Origin of the sequence: Bradyrhizobium sp., assembly GCF_016219575.1 — a bacterium.
Classification (GTDB): Bacteria; Pseudomonadota; Alphaproteobacteria; order Rhizobiales; family Xanthobacteraceae; genus Bradyrhizobium.
Window position 1 is genome coordinate 231,176 of sequence record NZ_JACRMG010000013.1, and the last position, 23,191, is coordinate 254,366.

Below are 23,191 nucleotides of genomic sequence, written 5' to 3' on the forward strand. Positions count from 1 at the left end.
TCACGCACCGGCCTGCCCGCGCAAACGCATCTCGTGGCTCGGCTTGATGTCCTCCGAGCGGCCGTACATCGAGACCGCGACGAGCAGGATCACGGTGAGGAATCCGAACAGCGAGCGATAGGCGATTTCGGTGCGGGCGCCGCTCGCCAGCGGCTCGAAGGCGCCGATGATGATTCCGGAAAGCGTCTGCATGACGGCGACCCCGAGCATCACCGAGGTGTTCATGGTCGCAATGCCGCGTCCGATCAGGCGATCCGGAAAGATGCCCCGGCCGTGGGTCATCACCATGGTGCTGGAAGCGCTGAAGAACCCCATCGCGACGATGGCGCCGACGGGAAGCCAGACTGGCGGCGCGGCGGGAATCGCCAGCACGGCGAGCAGGCCGACGATCACCAGCGTGCCGGCGATGGCGATCCACTTGCGGGTATCGAAGACGCGATCGAGCGGGCCGAATGCCAGCATGCCGAGTTGATAGGCGACGACGGCGGCGAGCAGGACGTTGCCGGCCGCGATCGGGCTCAAGCCATGCACCTCGCGCAAGTAAGCGCCGCCCCACAGGCCCTGCACGGTGAAGGTGCAGGCATAGTTGAAGAAGTTGAGCGCGAGGATCGGCCTGAGCCTGGGATTGCGCAGCACCTCGAGCAGGCCCTGCAGCATCTCGCCTGCCTGCTCCGGCTTGCGGTCGAGGAAAGGATGGCCCTCCGGCGCGTCGCGCACCACGATCCAGACCGCGACGGCCGCGATAGCGGTAAAGAGAACGGCCGCGCCGAACACGGCGCGCCAGCCCGATATTTCCGAGGCCCAGGCCAGCGGCGTGGTGGCAATGAGATTGCCGAGCAGGCCGACCGAAAGGACGATGGCGGTGAGCGTGGAGAAGCGATCCGGCGGGAACCAGCGGGTGATCACCACCATGCTGCCGATCAGCATGACACCGAAGCCGGCCCCGAGCAGCACGCGCCCGGTGAGCAGGATCGGCCAGGTCGGCGCTATCGTGAAGATGATGCCGCCGATCGTTGCGAGCACCAGCATGCCGACAACGGTGCGCCGCGGACCGAAATGGTCGAAGAAGAAGCCGCAGGGAATCTGCATGGCGGCGAAGCCGAAGAAGAACGCGCCCGTCAGCGCCCCCAGCGCGCCGGGCCCGACGGACAGATCGCGCATCAGGTCGAGCCCGATCGTGACATTGGAGGCGCGGAAGAAATGACTGGCCATATACGCCGTCGCCAGCGTCGCGACGATGACGAGGCCCCGGCGGTAGACGGAAGGGCGCCGCTCGGAGGGCTGCATTGCTGGGGTTTCGTCCCGTGGTTTGTTGTTGCTTGGCCGTTAATGTGGCGGAGCCTATGCGCAGCGGGTGTGCAGTTCAAGGCTGCACGCGAATGGCAGCTCCGCGGGAACTGGCGCCGCAAGGCGGATGAACTATATTGGTTTGCGACGTCACGCTCAGCCCCCGCCCCGCATTGAGAAAACTGTCGGTCATCTTTCTGCTGCTTGTCCTCGTGCCGATCGGCTGGTCGGCGGCGCGCTATCTTTTCGTCGATCCGGACAGAGGCACCTGGCAGACCGCGGATCGTTCGAGCGCGGGGCTATTGCCGCCGGCCGCGCAAAAACCGGAAGCGCTGATCCGGGTCTATGCGGCCCGCACCCTGCGCTGGCGCGGCATTTTCGCCGTGCATAGCTGGATCGTCGTCAAGGAACGCGGCGCGGCAACCTACAGCCGCTACGATTACACGGCGTGGGGCGAACCGATCCGCAGCAACGGGTTTGCGGCCGACGGGCGCTGGTTCGGCGCAATGCCCGAGACCATCGTCGCGGTGGACGGCGAGGAAGCCGCGCGGCTGATCCCGAAAATCCGCGCTGTCATCCAGAACTACAGGTTTCGCAGCCATGGCGACTACAGTGCGTGGCCGGGACCCAATTCCAACACCTTCGTGCGCGCCGTGCTCGATGCGGTGCCGGAACTGAAAGCGGTTCTTCCGCCGACCGCGATCGGCAAGGATTATCCCTACGACGGCTGGTTCGGCACGACGGCTTCGCGCACCGGCCTGTTCGTTTCCCTCGCCGGCTATCTCGGCGTCACCATCGCCTGGGTCGAGGGCTTCGAGCTCAATTTCCTCGGCGCCGTCATCGGATTGGACATTCGCCGTCCGGCCATCAAGCTGCCGGGGATCGGACGGCTCGGGCTGATGGCGAGCCTCGAGCCCTGGAATTCTCCGCACGGCGCCGCCTTCCGTAAAGAATTCGTTTAGCTCTGGGTTCGATCATGATCGGCCGACGAAGGTCATGCTCATGCAAATCCAGCCGAACGTTCCGGGCGCGGAAGAGCCGATTGGCAGTGCCCCGCCTGTCAGCGTGGATGCTGCGGATCACCTCGAGCCCATGCGGGAAGAAGCCTTGCTGCTGCTGCGGCCACACCGCGAACGGGCCGTGACGGCCTGCATGGTCGCGGGCGCCCTTTTGGCCGGTATTGCCCTCGGATGGGCCGGCTGCCTCGGGTGGAACAGCTCCGTCGTCATCGCAGCCGCACCAACACCGAAAGCCGCGGCGCAACGGCATGCCGAAGCAAGACCGGCCGGCAAGCCCGAGAGCATCCGCAAGCAGGCGCCCTCGGTCACCGCCAGCATCAACGCGTCCAGACCGGCGGGCTACGCGATGCGCACGGAACCTGACGGCCCGAAGTCGGCCGCGGCCATGCTGCCCGCGACGCCCGCGGAGCCCCGCCCGCAACTGATGCCGGCTCCGGAAACCAGGCCGGCGACGATCGAGGGCTGGACCGTGCTCGATGTCCGGGGCCAGACGGCGACGCTGCAGGGCCCCGATGGCGTCCGCACGGTCAGCCTTGGCGAGACCGTGCCGGGTATCGGCCGCATCGATTCCATCGTCCGCTGGGGCAACCGCTGGATCGTCGCCACGGCCAGTGGACTGATCGCCACGCCCTGAACTCACGCAGGGCGCGGCGAACGGCCATTCTCTAGTCCAGCTTCACGTTGGCTTGGGTGACGACCTTGCGCCAGCGCTCGACTTCCGAAGACACCATCTTGGCAAACGCAGGCCCCGTCACGTCGGGGACATCGGATCCGTTGCGCTCCCATGCTTCCTTGATCGACGGTGTCTGCATGGCCGTGCGCATCTCCTTGATCATCCGTTCGATGACGGCAGGCGGCGTACCCTTCGGGGCGAACAGGCCGTACCAGGTCGATACTTCATAGCCGGGCAGCCCCGCTTCCGCGGCCGTCGGCAGGTCGGGGAATGCCGACACCCGCTTCGGCGCCGCGACCGCAAGCGCGCGCAACTGTCCGGCCCGCACCGGTCCGGCCGACGTGCCGAGCCCGTCGAACACGACAGGCACGTGACCGGCGATGAGGTCCTGCATCGCAGGCCCGGCGCCGCGATAGGGCACATGCTGTATGTCGGTCTTGGTGAGGATCTTGAACAGCTCGCCGGCGAGATGATGCGTGGTGCCGGCGCCGGCCGAGCCATAGTGCAGCTTGCCGGGATTAGCCTTCAGATAGTCGATGAATTCCTTCAGCGTCTTGGCCGCTACCTTGTCGGGATTGACGACCACGACCTGCGGCGGCCAGGCGATCAGCGCCACGGCGACAAAATCCTTCTCGAAGTCGTAGTCGAGCTTGGGATAGAGCGACGCGGCGATGGCGTGATGCGCCGCGCCGACGAAGAAGGTGTAGCCGTCGGGCGCGGCCTTGGCCGCAGCGGATGCGCCCACCGTGCCGCCGGCGCCGGCGCGGTTCTCGATCAGCACGCGCTTGCCGAGCTGGGTGTCGAGCTGCGCGGCAAGCGGCCGGGCAAAGGCATCGGTGCCGCCGCCGGCCGCGAACGGCACGACGAAGGTGATCTGCTTCTCCGGCCAGGTCTGGGCCTGGAGCGGACTGCAGGAAAGGCTGGCCAGAAGTGCCAATGCGGTAACCAGAACAATCTTCTTCATGCCATCCCCTCTCGTGACGCACGTATTCGTGCGCAGGTCTGTTTCATAGCCTGCGGCACGATTTGATGAAAGCATAGCATGATCCGGCAAATCGGTACTCCGGACAACGCGTCAACATCGCGCATATTCTGCCATAAGAGCGACGCAATGTTCGTCGTAAGCGTCGGAAGGTTCTCAGTATTCGGGAGCCAGATGCGAAACGGCCAGGCGGCTTGGATCGTCTCCGGCGGCGTTACCGCGCCTCCGAAAGGCTTCGTTTCGGTCCGGTTCTGCCGAAGAGACCTCGCATGCGGCGTGCTGCGCTGCGGGCCACCCACCGGGTCAAGAGCATGGGATCGGCGAAGTCCTCGGCAAACGCCCTGATCCTGTTGCTGCTTCGCAATACCCGAAGCAAGTCGCGCCTGTTGTGGTGTGGATTGTGGAACAGCGACTGTCCGTAAGCCATCGTCCACAACCAGCCAACGCCGTCCGGATACTCCTTCGGGACCTCGACGCTCTCGCCCAGGAACACACGGTACAGGATGGTCGGAATATCCATTCCGATTGCGGACGACAGGCTTGTCGCACGAACGGGCCGCGGCTCGACCTTCATCAGATGAAGCGATCCATCTCTCGCATCCCTGCGAAACTCGACCGTGATCTGGCCATAGTACCGAAAGGCACGAACCAGTTCCCGCGCGGCCTCAACCGCTTCATCGTCATGGGTGGTCTCGCACCAGACGACCGATCCCAGTTCATATGGATGAACATATCCGGCATCAATCCGGTAGCTGGCGAGGCGCAAGCGACGAACGCAATAGGTGAGAACTATATCGCCCTTTCTCGAAACGATCATCGTGACGCCAATGGCACTGTCCGCGGCGCCCGGAACGACCTGCTGGATCATCGGATACTCACCAGTCCGCCGCTTCAACTCTTCGCACGATGCCAGGATATCGCGATGCTGTTTCGGAGCAGCCTTGGTCAGCCGGATGGCCGCTTCATTGGCCGGCGCGCTCAGGATGGATGGCGTCTTGATGATGTAGTCTGACTTGTGCGGCTCAAGGGCGCCGACCGCTTCCTTCATGCCGGCATCCGAGGTCGGCATCCAGTATTGCGGAACTGCAATGCCCGCGGCGCTGGCTTTCGCATAACACTTGGCGCGGTCGAAAATCTCTCCGATGGCTTCCCAACCCGGCAACGGGATCAAGAAGTTCTTCGAGAGGCGTTCGAGGTTTTGCGAGACCAGCGCGACGTTGTCATCGTTGGTTGGAACCAGAAAGCCGCGGCCAAGCCGCTTGCCGAGACTCTCGATATCGGCAAGCTGGGATTGAGCATCCCTGTCCAGCAGGTGGAAACGGGTCAGGCGGCGCGAGGCAACGTAAATGCTTCGTTCGCTGTGCATCGCGTGTACCGGGACACCGAACTTCGCCAGCGACTTCACATAGGCGGTTTGCCTCGGGTGCCCCAAGCCAAGGACTACGGCCGGCGGCCGCTTGCTCTCCGCTGTCATGGCGACTCAACTCAATCCAGGATGTTTGACGATTGGGAGACGGTGTGGCCAGTGCAAGACGGCATCTCACTGGCCGGATTGTTGTCGACGCAAACGGCTTTCGGCATATCCCCCGACCACACCCAGAAATGCAAACAGAGTGAAATCCCTGCTCAATCGTCCGTACGCGATAGCGATCATAGCCAAGAAGATCAAACTCGACAAAAGGAAAAGAGGAACCGGCTCAGCCCTGGCGCGGCCCGCAATCGAGCAAACTGACGTCACGACAAGCACCAGGAACAGCACGCCTCCGAGCCAACCAAACTCGACGAACGCCTGGAGAAAGGAATTGTGAATCTCCGTCTGCCTGACGCACGATAACTGCATGAAGCCGTCGAGACCCGTGCCGAAAAATCCCGCCCGGGGAGCCAGGTAAAGTCCGTCGAGCACGAGCGCCTTTCTGATCGCTATCGAATTCTTGGTGTTGGTGTTGAGATCGCAACTCGGCGGCCGCTCCCAGGTTATCGCGCCTGAAGCAGTTTCGAGGGCATAGTTGGCGAGAACCTGCGTCTTGGAATATCTGGCCAAGGCCCCCATGACCGCCGCCAGCACGATCACACACCCGACCAGCATCGCCAGTTTGCGTTGCCCTCCTTTCGAAAGCATCGCCACCAAGCCGACGCTCCCCACGAGGGCGGCGAGGGAAAACCTCACCTGCGCCGCCGAGAATGCCGCCACGGGTATCGCTGCCATCGCTGCAATGACGACAGCTCGCCTGATGGTGAGGGTGACAAGCGTGAGACTGGCGAGAACGGGGAATGCGAGGATTTGCACGAGTTGCGTCGGGGTGGCGCCCGATCCAAGCACCATCGGCTTTGGGCGCGCGTCCCAGTTCTGAATGAGCGCAACGACTGTGGCGAGCGTTCCCAATCCGACGACTGTGACGCAAACTGCAACGAACGGTGCGCAACCTTCCGCCAATGCTTCGTCGGTGAAAAAGCGACACGCGACGTAGCTCGCGAGGGTGACGAACAGCAGGGCACTCTCGACGGTCGAGGCCGGCGCAGCTGCCCCTATCGCAAACGTGCACATCATCGACAAGGCGAGCAGCACGAAACAGAAGTCGGCGGCGCGGAAGGCAACGCGGCGCAACAGCAGCAGAGGAATCGCGAGCAGGCAGACTGCCAAAGCCGCCCCTGAGAGCGCGCTATGGCCTCTCATCCCGGCCAATCCGTAGGCCAATGAGAAGATGGCAGGGAGCGACACCCAGATGCCGAGGGCAACGCCCGCGAATTCGCTCTTGCTTACGCCCGCAAGAGACAATCCTCTTCCCGAAAATGCCGGCGGCACCCGCTATTCCCGGGCTTTGCGCGCATCCAGACCGGCGACGGCCTGGAAACCGTGCGAAGCCGATTCCAGCGCCGCGTCGATGTCAGCCGGTCCATGCGCGGCCGAAAGGAACATGTTGTGCTGGGGATGAAAGAACGCGCCGTGGTGCAGCGCCGCCGAGCAGAACGCCCGCCCCTTGCGAAACTCCGGATCGCCCTCGAACAGGATCAGCGGCATCTGCGGCGGACCGCTCTGCCGGATCGCAACGCCATGGCGATCGGCCAATGCAGCCATGCCTTCGCGGAGCCGCAGGCCCATCGCTCCGAGATGGGCGGGCACGTCGGTCTCGCGCGCGATCCGCAACGTTGCACGCGCGGCTGCCATGGCGACGGCGCCGCACCAGAACGATCCGGTGACGAAGACTTTGGTGGCGGCCTCGCGGAAGCGGTCGTTGCCGGTGACGGCGGCCAGTGCGTAGCCGTTGGCGATCGCCTTGCTCCAGGCGGAAAAATCCGGCCGCACACCCAGCGTCTCCCAGCTTCCCCTGATATCGAGGCGCAGGCCGGCCCGCACCTCATCGATGACGAGCGCGGCGCCGGTCTGGTCGCATGCACTGCGCACGGCCGCGGCGAATTCCGCCGCCGGCAATTCGAGATCGCGCGCCATGTCGTGACGGAACGCGGTGACGAGGATCGCGGCAAGATCGTTTCCCGCCTGATCGACGGCGGCGCGCAGGCTCGCCACATCGTTGTAGTCGAAGTGAATGAGATGGGCGCGATCCTCCGCCGTCACGCCGGCAACGCTGGGCGAACACCAGGGCAGCGCGCCGTGATAGCTGCCGCGCGCCACCAGCACCTTGCGCCTGCCGGTGCCGGCACGCGCAATCGTCACGCAGGTCGTGGTCGCGTCCGCACCGTTCTTCTGGAACATCGCCCAATCGGCGTGCGGCACCATGGCGACGAAATCCTCGGCGAGATCCACCATGACCTCGCCGGGACCGTTGAGGCAGTCGCCGAGATCGGCCTGCGCGCGTGCCGCGGCCTCCACCTCGGGATGGCGGTGGCCGAGCAGCACCGGCCCCCAGCTGCACATGAAATCGATATATTCCCGCCCGTCGACATCGCGCACGCGGCACCCTTCGGCGGAAGCAAAGAACTGCGGATAGCCTTCCGGCAGCCGCGCCGCATTGAGATGACCCCACATACCGCCGGGAACGACCCGTCGGGCGCGGGCACGCAGCATCGCGTCCGCGGTTTGGGATTCGCTCAGCACCGTCGCCTGTTTGGTCATGACCCGCCCTCTTCGATTCCAGAGTTCAGGCAATCATGCGCCTGAGGCTTTGTCATTTGGGACTGCCAGCGGTTCATTCACTGTTGTCGCCCCGATCCAGCGGGCCGCCCGGACGCAAGACGTAAATCCCGGCAAGCCCAAGATACGAACCGCAAATCAGTGACGCCAGGAATGACGCCCACCCGTATATCCTGAAAAAGTAGATGCCGGCTGTCACCAGGAAGGCAACCGCAGAAATGCCTGCCTGGCGGGCAAATTGCGGGAGCCACGCATATGTTTCCTCCTGGATATCGGAGAGCTTGCCGCAGTCGCTGCAACCGAAGTGAAGCGCGAGGCTTATCGAGATGTAGAGCGAAACGCACCATATCGCGAGCAGTGCGTACCAGTTCAGTCGCGTGGACGTATTCCAGACGTGGGCGGAAATCCAGATGACCGCGATTGTCGCCGTGAGAGGAAATGTACGAACCGCGGCCAGATAGACGAATTGCCCGGGATGCGTGAGTTGGTCGACGAGCGCCGGAAACAGTGCTGCAAGGAGGACGGCTGGCACGATGGACGCCTTGCCGATCTTGCGGAAGTCGTCGCCCAGCAGCGATATGCGCTCAAACCACGCGACGGGTCCGGTCCCTTTCGGTGGCCTGGCGTCCTGCGGGTCCATCAGCCATCCCAGCTTGAAGCATCCCGATGGCGGAGAGAGTGGGATTCGAACCCACGGTACGGTTTCCCGCACACACGCTTTCCAAGCGTGCGCCTTAAGCCACTCGGCCATCTCTCCGGAGGCCCTCTCATGACGGGGCAAGGCGCATTTTGCAAGGGAGGCCGGGGATCAGGCCCAAAATTTCCCCAATTCATTGGAATAATTGGGTAATTCCCTGCGGCGTGAGGCAGGCAAGAAGGCCGTTTTTGAACCGGACGGGGCGGATCGCCGACGACTGAGCGTCGGTGAAAGCCAAATCACCCGGGGGATTCCAAGGAAAGGACTGTTGCGATGATCGTGCGGACGCTCGTGGCCTCATTGCTGTTTTCCGCGGCCGCCTTCGCGGCATCCCCGGCCGCAGCGCAGTCCTGCACCCGTCAGGGCACCGACGTCACCTGCAGCGACGGCCGGCGCGGGGTCTTCACCGGAGACGCGATCGTCTGGCCCGACGGCACGCGGGCCAACCTCGCCTCCCCGCATCCGAGCGTCATCATCGGCAACAAGCAATCGGTGGTGGTCGGCAAGGGCGTGTTCGTCGGAAGCGGCAGCGGCTCGGTGCCGCTCGACAATCCCAGTGCGCCGAACAAGGCGCGCTGCACCGTGCTCGACGGCGTGTCGTATTGCTACTGACGATCAGTGGATGCGCGCGCCGGCCTGCGCCGGGCGCCGCGGCCACAGCGGCGTCGGTTCCGACATCAACGGCGGCGCCACGTTCTTGTCGAGCTGCGTTTCCTGCAACTCCTCCACGAAATTCGCGAACCATTGCTGGATGGTGCCGCGGCGCAGCCTGGCCATCATCGCTTCCCAGCGCATGCGGCGCTCGGTGAGCGGCATGGTCAGCGCGGTCGCAATCGTCCGCGCCATGCCGTCGATGTCGTGCGGGTTCACCAGAAGCGCCGCGTCGAGTTCGTTGGCGGCGCCGGCGAATTTCGACAGCACCAGCACGCCGGGATCGGCGGGGTTTTGCGCGGCGACATATTCCTTGGCGACGAGGTTCATGCCGTCCTGCAGCGGCGTCACCACACCGACCTGCGCGGTGCGATAGAGACCGGCGAGCACGGCCTGGCCGAATCCCTTGTTGAGGTAGCGGATCGGGGTCCAGTCGATCTCGCCATGGCGGCCGTTGACGTCGCTGACGAGCTTCGCCACCTCGTTCTGCAGATTGCCATAGGCCTCGATCGCACCGCGCGAGGGCGTTGCGATCTGCAACAACGAGGCGGTGCGCAGCAGCGAGGGCTGCGCACTCCACATCCGGTCGAAGGCCGAGATGCGATTGGTCAGGCCCTTGGAATAGTCCAGCCGGTCGACGCCGATCGCGAGCCGATCGCCATTGAGGCTCTTGCGCAGGCGCGACACTTCCGGATGCGACGCGGCCTTCGCGGCCTGTTGCGCGAACCGCTCGACGTCGATGCCGATCGGAAACACCGCGGCGCGCGTGCGGCCGTGGCGCGACAGGATGATGCCGTCGTGCACGGGCAAGTCGAGCTCGAGCTGTACCGAGCCGACGAAATTCTCGCAGTCTTCTTCGGTCTGGAATCCGATCAGGTCATAGGCGAGCATCGCCTCGATCAGCTCGCGGGCATGCGGCACGCCGCCGATGACATTGCGCGCCGGCCAGGGCGTGTGCAGGAAGAAACCGATCGGCGAGGTGACACCGAGGTCGCGCAGCTCCGTACCGAGCGCAAGGAAGTGATAATCCTGCACCCAGAACGCGGTATCGGCTTTGCGGAAGCGCAGCAGCGCGCGCGCCATGAAGGCGTTGACCTCGCGATAGGACAGGTAGTCCTCGCGCGTGGCACGGATCAGGTCGGGACGCGAATGCATCGCCGGCCACAGCGCCGAATTGGCGAAGCCTTCGTAGTAGCCGCCGTAATGCGCGGCCGGCAGGTCGAGCAGCGCCAGCGCGCCGTTGCCCAGAGATTCGACCTCGGCGAACGGTTCCTGGTTCCCGTCGCGAACGCGGCCGGAGGAGCCGACCCAGATCGCGCCGGAATTTTCCACCACCGGCAGCAGCGCCGCAGCCAGGCCGCCCGTCATGGGCTCGTTGGCCTTGCCGCGCGCAACGCGATTTGAAACGACGACGAGGTTCACGGGTCCCCTCCAGAATCAGGTCCATCGTTTAACGGATGTTCATCAATATGGTTCCTGTGCCCCATTTCCGAAGTTCGCATTCCCTAGCGGCAAACTCTTATGCGAACTTCGGAAAACAAGGGGCACAGGCACTTCCTTATTCTCAGTGCCGCTTGTCGATTTGAAGTTCCTGACAGGACTCGCGGCCCCACTGCAGGAACTTCAAATCGGCGGCACTGACCACGATCCTTGCGAATTGAAACCAAAATCTGGCGAATCGAATGGAACCCGTGTTCCCGCGCGAAAAGATATTTCAGGCATCGCGCGCGATATTGCGCAAAATAATCGCAATCGAAAAACGCGCGGCGAAATCGGCCTGGGATTGTGGCGCTCGCCGGAAATTTACGGCAGCGGTGCGTCCCTTTCGTCGTCAAGCAGGTGCGCAAGGAACTCGCGCACGTCGCCCGGCGCATCGAAATGGCCCGCCACGCCTCTGGCGCGGCGGCCGACCGAAAAGGCGATGCCATCGAGATCGGACATGATCGCAAACACCGATTCATCGGTGACGTCATCGCCGATGAAGAACGGCTTGCGGCCCGCGAACGGCGGATGCGTCATCAGCTCGCGCACGCCGCTCGCCTTGGTGAAACCGGAATGCTTGATCTCGCAGACCTGCTTACCCGGCAGCACCTCGATCGGTGCGTCCGGCAGGTCGGCGCGGATCAGCGACACCGCCTCGTAGATCGCCTTCTCCGCATGCGGCGCCAGGCGATAATGCAGTGCCAGCGAATAGCCCTTGTCCTCGAGCAGGATTCCCGGACTGAGCTTTGCGATCGCCGCAAGGCGCCGCTTCAGCTCCTTTTCCAGCGGCGGTGCGTGCGCGGCCACGCCATCGCCGTCAGCCTCGATGCGCATCTCGGCGCCATGGCCGCCGACGGCGGGGAATTGATCCGGCGCGAAGATCAGGTCGATATCGTTGAGCGAGCGGCCGCTGACCAGCGCCAGCGCGCCCCCGGTTCTGCGGTAGAGGCGGTTGAGGGTCTTGGCGAGACCCGGCGGCACCCACACCTCGCGCGGCGTCGGCATGATGTCGAGCAGCGTGCCGTCGATGTCGAGCAACACCGCGGTCCGGCTCAGCTGCGGCACCAGCGAACCCGGCACCGGAACGGTCTCCGGCGCCTCCTCGTTTTCGGGTGCAACATCTTCGAGCGGCATTACGGCCAGTTCCTGATCCATCATATCCTACTCCACAAAAGCGAGCGGCCTGGCAACCGATTCCAGCGAGCGCCGCTCGGCAGCGACGCAGCAAAACCAGGCGACGGTCGCCGCCACGATCATCAGGACGGAGCCAAGCAGGTAACCCGCGAACACGGTTCCGCGCGATCCCGTATCGATCAGCGCGCCGAACAGCGCAGGACCTATCACTCCGCCAATTCCCGTCCCCACCGCATAGAACAGCGCGATCGCCAGCGCGCGGACTTCCAGCGGAAAGGTTTCGCTCACCGTTAGATAGGCTGCGCTCGCAGCCGGCGAGGCAAAGAAGAAGATCACCATCCAGGCGATCGTCTGCGTCTGCGCGGAAAGCACGCCGATCGCGAACAGGTAGCCCGACAGCGCCAGCAGCACGCCCGAGGTGCCATAGGTGAAGGCGATCATCGTGCGCCGTCCCATGGTGTCGAACAGGCGTCCCAGCAGCAGCGGCCCCAGGAAATTGCCGGCGGCAAAGGGCAGGATGTACCAGCCGACATGGCTCGCCGGAATGCCGAAGAAATCGGTCAGCACCAGCGCGAAGGTGAAGAAGATGGCGTTGTAGAAGAATGCCTGCGACGCCATCAGCACCAGGCCGACCACCGAGCGCCGGCGATACACCGAGAACAGCGTGTGCGCGACCTCGCGCAGCGGCGTGTGGCTGCGCATCTTCAGTTTCATTTTCGGCAACGCCTCGCTTGCCTGCGAATGTCCCGCCGACCACTCGATCTCGTCGACGATCGCATGCGCCTCGTCCGGACGGCCATGGATCATCAGCCAGCGCGGGCTTTCCGGGATCCACATCCGCATCACGAACACGACGAGGCCGAGCACGGCACCGGTGAGATAAGCAAGCCGCCAGCCGAGATCGACGCCGACGAATGTGGGATCGAGCAACACGATGGCGCTCACCGCGCCCATCGCGGCGCCGATCCAGAAGCTGCCGTTGATCACCAGATCGGTCCAGCCGCGGTAGCGCGCCGGCACCAGTTCCTGGATCGTCGAGTTGATCGCGGTGTATTCGCCGCCGATGCCGGCGCCGGTGAGGAACCTGAACAGCGCATAGCTCGCGACATTCCATGACAGGGCCGTTGCGGCAGTCGCGACGAGATAGAGCGCCAGCGTGATGAAGAACAGCTTCCTGCGCCCGATGCGGTCGGTGAGCCAGCCGAAGCCGAGCGCGCCGAGCACGGCGCCGGCGAGATAGGCGCTGTTGGCAAGACCGACATCGAAATTGGAGAATTGCAGTGCCGGGCTTTCCTTCAGTGCGCCGGATAGGGCACCGGCCAGCGTGACCTCGAGCCCGTCGAGGATCCAGGTGATGCCGAGCGCCAGCACCACCCGGGTGTGAAAACCGCTCCAGCGAAGGCGATCGAGCCGCGCGGGAATACAGGTCTCGACAACGCGGGAATTGTCCTGCACCAGCGGTGCCGTGCCGCGCTCTTCCTGCGGCGGGTTGTGCTCGATCCTCTGCAGACTCATTGCGATCAATGAAAAAGCCCTCGGGGATCGGACCCCAAGGTTTCTCACCTCTGTTCAGGCGTGAGCCTTTCCTGCCACGCTGAAACAACGTTTCTGTGGCCGAACGGTTCCCGCCTCGCGATATTGGAAGGGAAGCGATTTCAACGCATTTTCAGGGCGTTGGACGATTCGCGGTGTCGTCGCGGAGAACGCCCGCAATGGGTCATTATCTTGACAAGCCGAGGCCTCAGCGCGCTTCGGCAATTTACAGCGGTGGTTATGGCTTCCGGCTTGCGCCGGAACGACCGGCGCTACGCCGCGCGGATATTCGCCATGAAGCGGTCGAGTTCCTCGCGCAGCCGCGTGCTTTCGCTGGACAGCGTGCGCGCGGAATGGAGCACCTCCGAGGACGCCGAGCCGGTTTCGGTCGCACCGCGGTTGACCTGCATGACGTTGTCGGAGGCCGCCTCGGTGCCGCGCGCCACGTTCTGGACGCTGCGCGCGATCTCCTGCGTCGCCGAGCCCTGCTCTTCCACGGCGCTGGCGATGGTCGATGCGATCTCGGAAATCTTGCCGATGGTGCCGCCGATCTCCTTGATCGCAGTGACCGATTCCTGCGTCGCGCCCTGCATGCCCGAGATGTGATTGGAGATCTCGTCGGTCGCTCTCGCGGTCTGGCTCGCCAGCGACTTCACTTCGGACGCCACCACGGCAAAGCCGCGGCCGGCTTCGCCCGCGCGGGCCGCCTCGATGGTGGCGTTGAGCGCCAGCAAATTGGTCTGCTCGGCAATCGCCGTGATCAGCTTGACGACGTCGCCGATCTCCTGCGCCGCGCGCGACAGCTTGCCGATGCGATTGTCCGTCTCTTCGGCCTGCCGCACCGCAGCCACCGCGATGTCGTTGGATTCGCGCACCCGCCGCCCGATCTCGTTGACGGAGGCGGAAAGCTGTTCCGTCGCGGCTGCCACCGACTGCATGTCGCTGGAGGCCTGGCCGGAGGATTCCGCGACCTGGCTGGAGAGCGACTGCGTCGTTTCCGCGGTGCGCGTCAGCGTGCCGGCCGCAGACTCCAGCTGCGCGGCGGACGACGAGACATTGGCGACGATGGAGCCGACCGCCGTCTCGAACTCGTCGGCGAAGCGGATCAGCTCCTGGCGGCGCGCCGCGGCGCTCGCCTTGTTCTGCGCTTCCTGCGTCGCGGCGTCGCGTTCGGCCTTGGCGACGGCCTGCACCTTGAATTCCTCCACCGCGCCGGCCATCTCGCCAAGCTCGTCGCGGCGGCCGAGGCCCGGCAGCACGACGTCGAAATTGCCGCCTGCCAGCTCCCGCATTGCCCTGCACATCGCGGTCATCGGACCGGAGATGCCGCGCGCCAGCATCAGCGCCCATGCCGCGCCGAGCAGGAAGCCGCCGACCGCAAGCATCAGGATCAGCCGCTCGGTATCGTCGATGGTCTTGTTCGACTCCTGTTCGAAGCGCGCCTGGTCGGAAACCAGTGCGGCCTTCATCGCAGCCGCGCCCTTCATGATCTGTTCGGCGGATTCACCCATTTGGGCGGTGAGCTCAGTGACCTTCTTACGGTTCTCGACCAGCTTGGCAAAAGCCTCGCGATAGGTCTTGAGCAGCGCGTTCATCTCCTTGACGACCGGCTCGATCTTCTCGTGCGTCGCCGGGATGTTCTTGAAGCCGTTTTCCAGGAAGCTGAGGCGGCTGGAGGTGCTGGTCGCCGCCGACGGATCGCCGCTGACCACGAAGTTGTTGGCGAAGACCTTGATGGCCTGGAACTGGGTGGTGATGGTCTTGGCCTGGAAAGCCACCGCGGGCTGGTCGAGGTCGGTCGCGGTCGAGGCGAGGTCGTCGAGCTTGTATTCCAGCGACATTTCGCTGCGCGTGAGCGCGTTCTTGGTCAGAAACTCGCTCTCTTCCTTGGTCTTGAGGATGTCGGCGAATATCCTGGTGAAGGCGCGGAACTCGCGCGCCAACCTGGTGACCTGCTCGAGCCGGTCCGGGTTGGCGGTGCCGCGCATCGAGGCATCGATGGCATCCTTCAGGCCGGCCTCCGCTGCTATGGCTGCCTTGCTGTCCTCTTCCTTGCCGGTCGCGACGTAATAGCGCACGAGCGCGCGGTAGGAGATCAGCTCGCGGTCGATATTGCGGGCGAGGTCGGCTTCCGTGACGCTCTTGCGGTAGGCGGCAACACCCTCCGACACATGCTCGAAGCCGAGCCAGGCAATGCCCATGCTGGCGGCGGAAATCGCCAGCACGACCGCAAAGCCGAGCATGATCTTGCCCCGGAAGCGAAGGGTGGGCAGGCGAATCGACCGCAGCCCGCTACGCCTGGAAACCGCCATCCCCTGCCCCCGTATGCAGATAAAGCCAGCCGGATCGGGGGCCTGCGCCCCCAATCGCTAACCCAAAGCTACCGTTAAATGGATAAAGGTGCGTAAATCAGGCGGACCGCTCCGGGGTTGCAGGGGGTCGTCACGCCTTCGGGCCGGGGCTAATGCGCCTTGCCCATCGTCGCGTCATTGATGTGTCACCGATCACATCCGCGTCCCCCACGAAAATCCTAGTTGCAAGTTCCCGCCGCGCTGTCTCTAATTAGAACCAATCAAAAAACATCATCGGGAGGAGTGAGCGTGTCTACAGTCAAGCTGACGGTAAACGGTAAGGCGGTCTCGGTCGATGTCGAGGACCGGACCCTCCTGGTCCATCTCCTGCGGGAAAATCTCAATCTGACCGGCACGCATGTCGGTTGCGACACCAGCCAGTGCGGCTCCTGCGTCGTCCATATCGACGGGCGTGCGGTCAAGTCCTGCACCGTGCTGGCGGCCCAGGCCGCCGGCAGCAACGTCACCACCATCGAAGGCATCGCCAAGGGCGACGAGCTGCATCCGATGCAGGCCGCCTTCCGCGACAATCACGGCCTGCAGTGCGGCTTCTGCACCCCGGGCATGATCATGTCATCGGTCGACATCGTGAACCGCTACGGCGGCAAGCTGGATGAAGCGACCGTGCGACATGAGCTGGAAGGCAATATCTGCCGCTGCACCGGCTACCACAACATCGTGAAAGCTGTGCTGGATGCGGCCGGTCGCATGAAGGTCGCGCAGGCCGCGGAATAGCCGATACCGCTACTCGCCGAATTCGATCCACCGCGTCGAACCGGACGCGGCGGGACATCAAACATCTCCGGTTGGGAGGATCAGGAACATGGGCGTTGAAGGCATTGGCGCAAGCGTCGTGCGCAAGGAAGACAAGCGTTTCATCACCGGCAAGGGCCGTTACGTCGATGACGTCAAGATGGTGGGCATGACCTATGCCCATTTCATCCGCAGCCCGCATGCCCATGCCAGGGTCAAGGGCATCGACTCCTCGGCGGCGATGAAGATGCCGGGCGTGATTGCGGTACTGACCGGCCAGCAGATCGTCGACGACAAGATCGGCAATCTGATCTGCGGCTGGGCCATCACGTCGAAGGACGGCTCGCCGATGAAGATGGGCGCGTGGCCCGCGATGGCGCCGGAGACGGTGCGCTTCGTCGGCCAGGCGGTCGCGGTCGTGATCGCCGAGACCAAGAACCTGGCGCGCGACGCGGCGGAAGCCGTGGTCGTCAAATACGAGGAACTGCCGGCGGTGGCCGATGTCGCCGCGGCGCTGAAGCCCGGCGCGCCGCAGCTGCATCCGGAAGCGCCCGGCAACGTGATTTATGACTGGCACATCGGCGATGAAGCCGCCGTCAAGGCCGCCTTCGCCAAGGCGGCGAACGTGGTGAAGCTCGACCTCACCAACAACCGCCTGGCGCCGAATGCGATGGAGCCCCGTGCGGCGATTGCCGATTATGATGCGGCCGAAGAGCATTACACGCTGTGGACGACCTCGCAAAATCCGCATGTCGCCCGCCTCGTGCTGTCGGCGTTCTACAACGTCGCGCCCGAGCACAAGCTTCGGGTGATCGCGCCCGACGTCGGCGGCGGCTTCGGCTCGAAGATCTACATCTATCCGGAAGAAATGGTGGCGCTGTGGGCGTCGAAGAAGGTCGGCCGTCCCGTGAAGTGGACCGGCGACCGCACCGAGGCCTTCCTCACCGACGCGCATGGCCGCGACCACGTCTCCCATGCGGAGATGGCGTTCGACAAGGACAACAGGATCCTGGGCTTGCGCGTGAAGACCCACGCCAACTTCGGCGCCTACATGTCGCTGTTCTCCTCGGCCGTGCCGACCTATCTCTACGCGACGCTGCTGTCGGGCCAGTACGTCATCCCGGCGATCTATGCCGAGGTGATGGCGGTCTACACCAACACCACGCCCGTCGACGCCTATCGCGGCGCCGGCCGGCCCGAGGCGAGCTATCTGCTCGAGCGCATGATGGAGACCGCGGCGCGGCAGCTGAAGGTCGATCCGGCCGAACTGCGCAAGAAGAACTTCATCACCTCGTTCCCGTACCAGACGCCGGTCATCATGGCCTATGACGCCGGCGACTTTAACGCCTCGATCGACGCCGCGATGAAGGCGATCGATTATGCCGGTTTTCCGGCGCGCAAGGCGAAAGCCAAGTCCGAAGGCAAGCTGCGCGGCCTCGGCGTCTCCTGCTACATCGAGGCCTGCGGCATCGCACCCTCGAAGGCGGTCGGCAGTCTCGGCGCCGGCGTCGGCCTGTGGGAATCGGCGGAGATCCGCGTGAACCCGGTCGGCACCATCGAGGTGCTCACCGGTTCGCACAGCCACGGCCAGAGCCACGAGACCACGTTCTGCCAGCTGATCGCCGAGCGTCTCGGCGTTCCCATCAGCCAGGTCTCGATCGTGCATGGCGACACCGACAAGGTGCAGTTCGGCATGGGCACCTACGGCTCGCGCTCGATCGCGGTCGGCGGCACCGCCATCGTCAAGGCCATGGAGAAGATCGAATCCAAGGCCAAGAAGATCGCGGCGCACGCGCTGGAAGCGAGCGAGAACGACATCGTCATCGAGAACGGCGAGTTCAAGGTGACCGGCACCGACAAGTCGATCGCGCTGCCGATGGTCGCGCTCGCGGCCTACACCGCGCACAACCTGCCCGACGGCATGGAGCCGGGCCTGAAGGAGACCGCCTTCTACGACCCGACCAACTTCACCTTCCCGGCCGGTTCCTATATCTGCGAGGTCGAGGTCGATGCCGCCACCGGCAAGACCTCGTTCGTGAACTTCGTCGCCGCCGACGACTTCGGGCGCCTCATCAACCCGATGGTCGTCGAGGGCCAGGTGCATGGCGGGCTCGCGCAGGGCATTGGACAAGCGCTGCTGGAGCACGCCGTCTACAACGCAGACGGTCAGCCGATCACGGCGTCGTTCATGGACTACACCATGCCGCGCGCCGACGACCTGCCGTCGTTCAAGGTGTCGCACACCACGACGCTGTGTCCGAGCAATCCGCTTGGCGTCAAGGGCTGCGGCGAGGCGGGCGCGATCGGCGCTTCGGCCGCCGTCATCAACGCCATCACGGACGCCATCGGCAACAACAAGCTGGCAATGCCGGCGACGCCCGATCGCGTCTGGCACGCGATTCACGGTTGAGCAGGAGGACGCATCATGTACGAGACCACCTATCATCGCGCCTCCTCGGTCGACGAGGCCGCCGCCATGTTCGCCAAGGGCAAGGAGGCGAAATACCTCTCCGGCGGCCAGACGCTGCTTCCGGTCATGAAGCAACGGCTCGCCTCGCCGTCCGACGTGATCGACCTTGCGAAGATCAAGGACCTGGTCGGCGTCGCGGCGACTGGCAACGGCGTCGAGGTCAAGGCGGCGACCACGCATTACGACGTGGCGCAAAGCGACGCCGTGAAAAAGGCGATCCCCGCGCTCGCCTATCTCGCCTCGCTGATCGGCGATCCCGCCGTGCGCTATCGCGGCACCATCGGCGGCTCGCTCGCCAACAACGACCCGGCCGCGGATTATCCCGCCGCGGTGCTGGCGCTCGGCGCGACGGTCAAGACCAACAAGCGCACGATTGCGGCGGACGAGTTCTTCAAGGGCCTGTTCTCGACCGCCCTTGCTGACGGCGAGATCATCACCGCCGTCTCGTTCCCTGTGGTGGCCAAGGCGGGCTACGCCAAATTCCCGCATCCGGCGTCGCGCTTTGCGCTGACCGGCGTTTTCGTGGCGAAGACAGCGGGTGGCGACGTCCGTGTTGCCGCCACCGGCGCCTCGCAGAACGGCGTGATGCGGGTTCCCGCAATCGAGGCGGCGCTGAAGGCGAACTGGTCGGCCGGCGCCATCGATGGCGTCAAGATCTCGGCCGACGGGCTCTTGGACGACATCCACGGCTCATCCGGTTACCGCGCCAACCTGATCAAGGTGATGGCACAGCGCGCGGTAGCCGCCGCCGGCTGATCTTATCCTTACCCAAGCCATGCATGCGGCGCGCAGCGATGCGCGCCGCACTGCTTTTGGGCCAAGATTTGCTTGCCACTGGACGGCGAAGGCGAGACAATTTAGCTAATCAGCTAATTAAAAATCATATCGAGGAAACACAGTGCTCGACAAACCCGCGTCCCACGCCGCCGCAAAAACCTCCGGACCGCTTGCCGGTTTCCGCATCGTCGAATTCGCCGGCATCGGCCCCGGCCCGTTCGCCTGCATGATGCTGGCGGACATGGGCGCCGAGGTGGTGACGCTTGATCGCGTCGGCGCGGGGAAGAACATGAAGTCCGTGGCGGGCCGCGGCCGCAAGGTGGTCGAACTCGACCTCAAGGACAAGGCGGCGGTAGGGCAGGTACTCGATCTCCTCGCCGGCGCCGATGCGCTGATCGAGGGCTTTCGCCCCGGCGTGATGGAGCGGCTGGGCCTCGGCCCAGATGTCGTTCTCGCGCGCAATCCAAAGCTGGTCTACGGCCGGATGACCGGCTGGGGCCAGGAAGGCCCGCTGGCCAATGCCGCCGGCCATGACATCAACTACATCTCCATCACCGGCGCGCTGGCCGCGATCGGCACCAAGGAAAAGCCCGTGCCGCCGCTCAACCTGGTCGGCGATTTCGGCGGCGGCGCGCTTTATCTCGTGGTCGGCGTGCTCGCAGCCCTGCTGGAAGCCTCGAAATCCGGCAAGGGACAGGTGGTGGACACCGCGATGTGCGACGGCGCGGCCTCGCTGATGTCGATGTTCTTCGACATGACCGCGATCGGCCGCTGGACCGAAGGCCGCGACCAGAATTTCCTCGACGGCGGCGCGCATTTCTACGGCGTCTATGAATGCTCCTGCGGCAACTTCATCTCGATCGGCTCGATCGAGCCGCAATTCTACGCGCTGCTGCGCAAGCACGCAGGACTGACCGACGCCGATTTCGACGCGCAGATGGACCGCAAGGCCTGGCCTGCGCTGAAGGCGAAGCTGACGAAAGTGTTCAAGAGCAAGTCGCGCGAGGAGTGGTGCAAGATCATGGAAGGTACCGACATCTGCTTCGCGCCGATCCTGACCATGGCGGAAGCGCCGAAGCATCCGCACATGGCCGCGCGAAAGGTGTTCGTCGAGCGCCATGGCGTGACCCAGCCCGCGCCGGCCCCGCGCTTCTCGCGCACGCCGTCCGCGATCAGGGAGCCGGAGAAGGCGGATATCAGCCAGCTTGCGGGGGCGTGGAAGCGGTAGGGATTTGTAGGGTGGGTTAGCCGAAGGCGTAACCCACCCATCTTCTTTCCGGCCGCGGTGGGTTACGCTTCGCTAACCCACCCTACGCATCGAGTTAAGCCGCGTGATCGCGCCCTACCTTCAGCACGCCGCGCCTGATCTGGTCTTCCTCGATCGATTCGAACAGCGCCTTGAAATTGCCTTCGCCGAAGCCGTCGTCGCCCTTGCGCTGGATGAATTCGAAGAAGATCGGCCCGATCGCATTGGCCGAGAAGATCTGCAGCAGCACCTTGGTGTGGCCGCCGTCGACCACCCCCTCGCCGTCGATCAGGATGCCGTTCTTCTCCAGCCGCGGCAAATCCTCGCCATGCTTCGGCAGGCGCTGCTCGATCTTCTCGAAATAGGTGTCCGGCGGCGACGGCATGAACGGCAGGCCGGCTTCGCGCAAGGTTTCGACCGTGCGGTAGACGTCGCGCACGCCGCAGGCGACGTGCTGGATGCCCTCGCCCCGGTAGACGTTGAGATATTCCTCGATCTGGCCGGAATCGCCGGCGTCCTCGTTGATCGGAATCCGGATCTTGCCGTCGGGGCTGGTGAGCGCGCGCGAGAACAGGCCCGACGCGCGGCCCTCGATGTCAAAGAACCGTATCTGGCGGAAGTTGAACAGTCTTGCGTAGAAGCCGGTCCAGACATCCATTCGCCCGCGATGGACGTTGTGGGTGAGGTGATCGATGTAGTAGAGCCCGGCGCCGGCCGGGCGCGGATCGCGCGCGCCGAGCCATTCGAACTCGGCATCGTAGGCCGAGCCCTTCGCGCCATAGCGGTCGACGAAGTAGAGCAGGCTGCCGCCGATGCCCTTGATCGCGGGCACATCCAGCGTCTTCTCCCGCGAGGACACGCCGGCCGGTTCGGCGCCGAGGGCGATGGCGCGCTCATAGGCCTTGCTGGCGTCCACGACACGGAACGCCATCGAGGGCGCACACGGACCATGCGCGGCGACGAAGTTGAAGCCGTGCGTGCCCGGCTCCTCGTTGACGAGGTAATTGACGTCGCCCTGGCGATAGACGGTGATCTTCTTGGTCTTGTGGCGCGCGACCGGTGCAAAACCCATCAGCGCGAACAGCGCGTGCAATTCCCCGGGATTGGGGTGGGCATATTCGACGAACTCGAAACCGTCGGTGCCCATTGGATTGTCTGATGTGATGGTGGCAGGCGGCGCGTCGTGCGGAAACGGACCCATGAGCAAATCCCCGGACATTGGTTTTGTCCATTTTCGGCCGGAATCCACGCAAGGTGCGTGCAAATGAGGGCACATATTGCTATCATGGCGCACATTCCGTGCACCCATTCGGCATTTTACGCATGATCCAGACAGACGCCTTCGACCTCAAACTACTGGCGGCACTGCAGGACGACGGCCGGCTGACCAACCAGCAGCTTGCCGACGTTGTCGGGCTATCGGCCTCGCAATGCTCGCGGCGGCGGATGCGGCTGGAAGAGGAGAAGGTGATCGCGGGCTATCACGCCGACCTCGCCGGCGAAGCGCTCGGCTTCAACCTGATCGCCTTCATCCACATCACGCTGGCGACCCATTCGCCCGACAACGCCAAGAAATTCCGCGCACTGGTCAATCGCGTCGACGAAATCCAGGAAGCCTATTCGCTGACCGGCGATGCCGACTACGTGCTCAAGGTCGTGCTGCGCGACCTCAAGAGCCTGTCCGACCTCGTCAACAATTTGCTGATGCCGCACCAGAGCGTGGCGCATGTGCGCTCGTCGATCGTGCTCGACCGGTTGAAGGAGAGCGCGAAGCTGCCGCTGGCTCGATAGTCACCTCGCCCCGCTCTTCGCGGGGAGAGGTCGACGCGAAGCGTCGGGTGAGGGGCGCTCTCCGCGAGTCATGATGTGGATAGCGCCCCTCACCCTGCCCTCTCCCCGCAAGCACGCAGGGCTGTCCGGGGAAGTTTAGCCATAGCAGAACTCGATTTGATTGGGTTGGGCTCTGGGTTTTGCCCGGCTTGGATTTACGGGTGGAGGTTTGTCGATGGTGGCAATGGAGCGCCGGGTGAAGAGGAGCTGGCTGAC

The 23,191-nt window shown here is 64.4% G+C and carries 19 protein-coding genes, 1 tRNA gene and 1 pseudogene; 8 read left to right on the top strand and 13 right to left on the bottom strand.

Annotation, left to right across the window (positions count from 1 at the left end):
• Entirely contained in the window at positions 1 to 1,287 is a 1,287-nt protein-coding gene (locus HZB49_RS13780; protein ID WP_291612198.1) for an MFS transporter, read from the bottom strand.
• Positions 1,288 to 1,424: 137 nt separating this feature from the next.
• On the opposite strand from HZB49_RS13780, the gene HZB49_RS13785 reads away from it, so the two are divergent.
• Complete coding sequence (locus HZB49_RS13785) at positions 1,425 to 2,249, top strand: DUF3750 domain-containing protein (RefSeq protein ID WP_291612200.1); 825 nt, start codon at positions 1,425 to 1,427, stop codon at positions 2,247 to 2,249.
• Between the two features lie 34 nt (positions 2,250 to 2,283).
• Positions 2,284 to 2,940: a hypothetical protein gene (locus tag HZB49_RS13790; RefSeq protein WP_291612202.1), complete on the top strand. Its 657-nt coding sequence runs from the start codon at positions 2,284 to 2,286 to the stop codon at positions 2,938 to 2,940.
• A gap of 31 nt (positions 2,941 to 2,971) precedes the next feature.
• Here the strand turns inward: HZB49_RS13790 and HZB49_RS13795 are convergent, their stop codons facing one another.
• From HZB49_RS13795 to HZB49_RS13820, 6 genes are all read right to left on the bottom strand, one after another.
• Entirely contained in the window at positions 2,972 to 3,943 is a 972-nt protein-coding gene (locus HZB49_RS13795; RefSeq protein WP_291612203.1) for a tripartite tricarboxylate transporter substrate binding protein, read from the bottom strand.
• A gap of 232 nt (positions 3,944 to 4,175) precedes the next feature.
• A complete protein-coding gene (locus HZB49_RS13800) occupies positions 4,176 to 5,435 on the bottom strand; it encodes a hypothetical protein (protein WP_291612205.1) in 1,260 nt (419 codons plus the stop codon).
• 66 nt (positions 5,436 to 5,501) lie between these two features.
• A complete protein-coding gene (locus tag HZB49_RS13805; RefSeq protein ID WP_291612207.1) occupies positions 5,502 to 6,737 on the bottom strand; it encodes a hypothetical protein in 1,236 nt (411 codons plus the stop codon).
• Positions 6,738 to 6,767: 30 nt separating this feature from the next.
• Positions 6,768 to 8,033 carry an aminotransferase class III-fold pyridoxal phosphate-dependent enzyme gene (locus tag HZB49_RS13810; protein WP_291612209.1) on the bottom strand — a complete coding sequence of 422 codons (1,266 nt, stop codon included), beginning with the start codon at positions 8,031 to 8,033 and terminating at the stop codon, positions 6,768 to 6,770.
• Positions 8,034 to 8,106: 73 nt separating this feature from the next.
• Positions 8,107 to 8,691 carry a hypothetical protein gene (locus HZB49_RS13815; RefSeq protein WP_291612211.1) on the bottom strand — a complete coding sequence of 195 codons (585 nt, stop codon included), beginning with the start codon at positions 8,689 to 8,691 and terminating at the stop codon, positions 8,107 to 8,109.
• 27 nt (positions 8,692 to 8,718) lie between these two features.
• Positions 8,719 to 8,808 (bottom strand) — tRNA-Ser (locus HZB49_RS13820).
• 213 nt (positions 8,809 to 9,021) lie between these two features.
• On the opposite strand from HZB49_RS13820, the gene HZB49_RS13825 reads away from it, so the two are divergent.
• Complete coding sequence (locus HZB49_RS13825) at positions 9,022 to 9,360, top strand: hypothetical protein (protein WP_291612213.1); 339 nt, start codon at positions 9,022 to 9,024, stop codon at positions 9,358 to 9,360.
• A 3-nt stretch (positions 9,361 to 9,363) separates the two neighbouring features.
• Here the strand turns inward: HZB49_RS13825 and HZB49_RS13830 are convergent, their stop codons facing one another.
• The 4 genes from HZB49_RS13830 to HZB49_RS13845 all read right to left on the bottom strand — a co-directional run bounded on the left by HZB49_RS13830 (position 9,364) and on the right by HZB49_RS13845 (position 15,860).
• Positions 9,364 to 10,821: a trehalose-6-phosphate synthase gene (locus HZB49_RS13830; protein ID WP_291612215.1), complete on the bottom strand. Its 1,458-nt coding sequence runs from the start codon at positions 10,819 to 10,821 to the stop codon at positions 9,364 to 9,366.
• 381 nt (positions 10,822 to 11,202) lie between these two features.
• On the bottom strand, positions 11,203 to 12,036 hold the full coding sequence (gene otsB, locus HZB49_RS13835; protein WP_291612244.1) for a trehalose-phosphatase: 834 nt from the start codon (positions 12,034 to 12,036) through the stop codon (positions 11,203 to 11,205).
• Positions 12,037 to 12,042: 6 nt separating this feature from the next.
• A complete protein-coding gene (locus tag HZB49_RS13840) occupies positions 12,043 to 13,530 on the bottom strand; it encodes an MFS transporter (RefSeq protein WP_291612217.1) in 1,488 nt (495 codons plus the stop codon).
• 290 nt (positions 13,531 to 13,820) lie between these two features.
• Positions 13,821 to 15,860: a HAMP domain-containing methyl-accepting chemotaxis protein gene (locus HZB49_RS13845; RefSeq protein ID WP_291612220.1), complete on the bottom strand. Its 2,040-nt coding sequence runs from the start codon at positions 15,858 to 15,860 to the stop codon at positions 13,821 to 13,823.
• Positions 15,861 to 16,148: 288 nt separating this feature from the next.
• On the opposite strand from HZB49_RS13845, the gene HZB49_RS13850 reads away from it, so the two are divergent.
• The 4 genes from HZB49_RS13850 (at position 16,149) to HZB49_RS13865 (ending at position 21,127) form a co-directional block, all read left to right on the top strand.
• Positions 16,149 to 16,634 (top strand): (2Fe-2S)-binding protein, encoded by a 486-nt coding sequence (locus HZB49_RS13850; protein WP_291612222.1) that lies wholly within the window; start codon positions 16,149 to 16,151, stop codon positions 16,632 to 16,634.
• Positions 16,635 to 16,722: 88 nt separating this feature from the next.
• Positions 16,723 to 19,062 carry a xanthine dehydrogenase family protein molybdopterin-binding subunit gene (locus tag HZB49_RS13855; protein ID WP_291612224.1) on the top strand — a complete coding sequence of 780 codons (2,340 nt, stop codon included), beginning with the start codon at positions 16,723 to 16,725 and terminating at the stop codon, positions 19,060 to 19,062.
• A gap of 15 nt (positions 19,063 to 19,077) precedes the next feature.
• Positions 19,078 to 19,878 carry a xanthine dehydrogenase family protein subunit M gene (locus tag HZB49_RS13860; RefSeq protein WP_291612227.1) on the top strand — a complete coding sequence of 267 codons (801 nt, stop codon included), beginning with the start codon at positions 19,078 to 19,080 and terminating at the stop codon, positions 19,876 to 19,878.
• A 142-nt stretch (positions 19,879 to 20,020) separates the two neighbouring features.
• Positions 20,021 to 21,127 (top strand): CaiB/BaiF CoA-transferase family protein, encoded by a 1,107-nt coding sequence (locus tag HZB49_RS13865; protein WP_291612229.1) that lies wholly within the window; start codon positions 20,021 to 20,023, stop codon positions 21,125 to 21,127.
• 94 nt (positions 21,128 to 21,221) lie between these two features.
• On the opposite strand, the gene hppD is transcribed toward HZB49_RS13865, so the two are convergent.
• Positions 21,222 to 22,346: a 4-hydroxyphenylpyruvate dioxygenase gene (gene hppD, locus HZB49_RS13870; RefSeq protein ID WP_291612231.1), complete on the bottom strand. Its 1,125-nt coding sequence runs from the start codon at positions 22,344 to 22,346 to the stop codon at positions 21,222 to 21,224.
• 122 nt (positions 22,347 to 22,468) lie between these two features.
• Between hppD and HZB49_RS13875 the strand changes: the two genes are divergently transcribed.
• The gene (locus tag HZB49_RS13875; protein WP_291612232.1) at positions 22,469 to 22,936 is read left to right on the top strand and encodes an Lrp/AsnC family transcriptional regulator; all 468 of its coding nucleotides are present in this window, start codon (positions 22,469 to 22,471) and stop codon (positions 22,934 to 22,936) included.
• A gap of 135 nt (positions 22,937 to 23,071) precedes the next feature.
• On the opposite strand, the pseudogene HZB49_RS13880 reads toward HZB49_RS13875, so the two are convergent.
• Positions 23,072 to 23,191: pseudogene (locus tag HZB49_RS13880) on the bottom strand (IS4 family transposase); the annotation flags it as partial.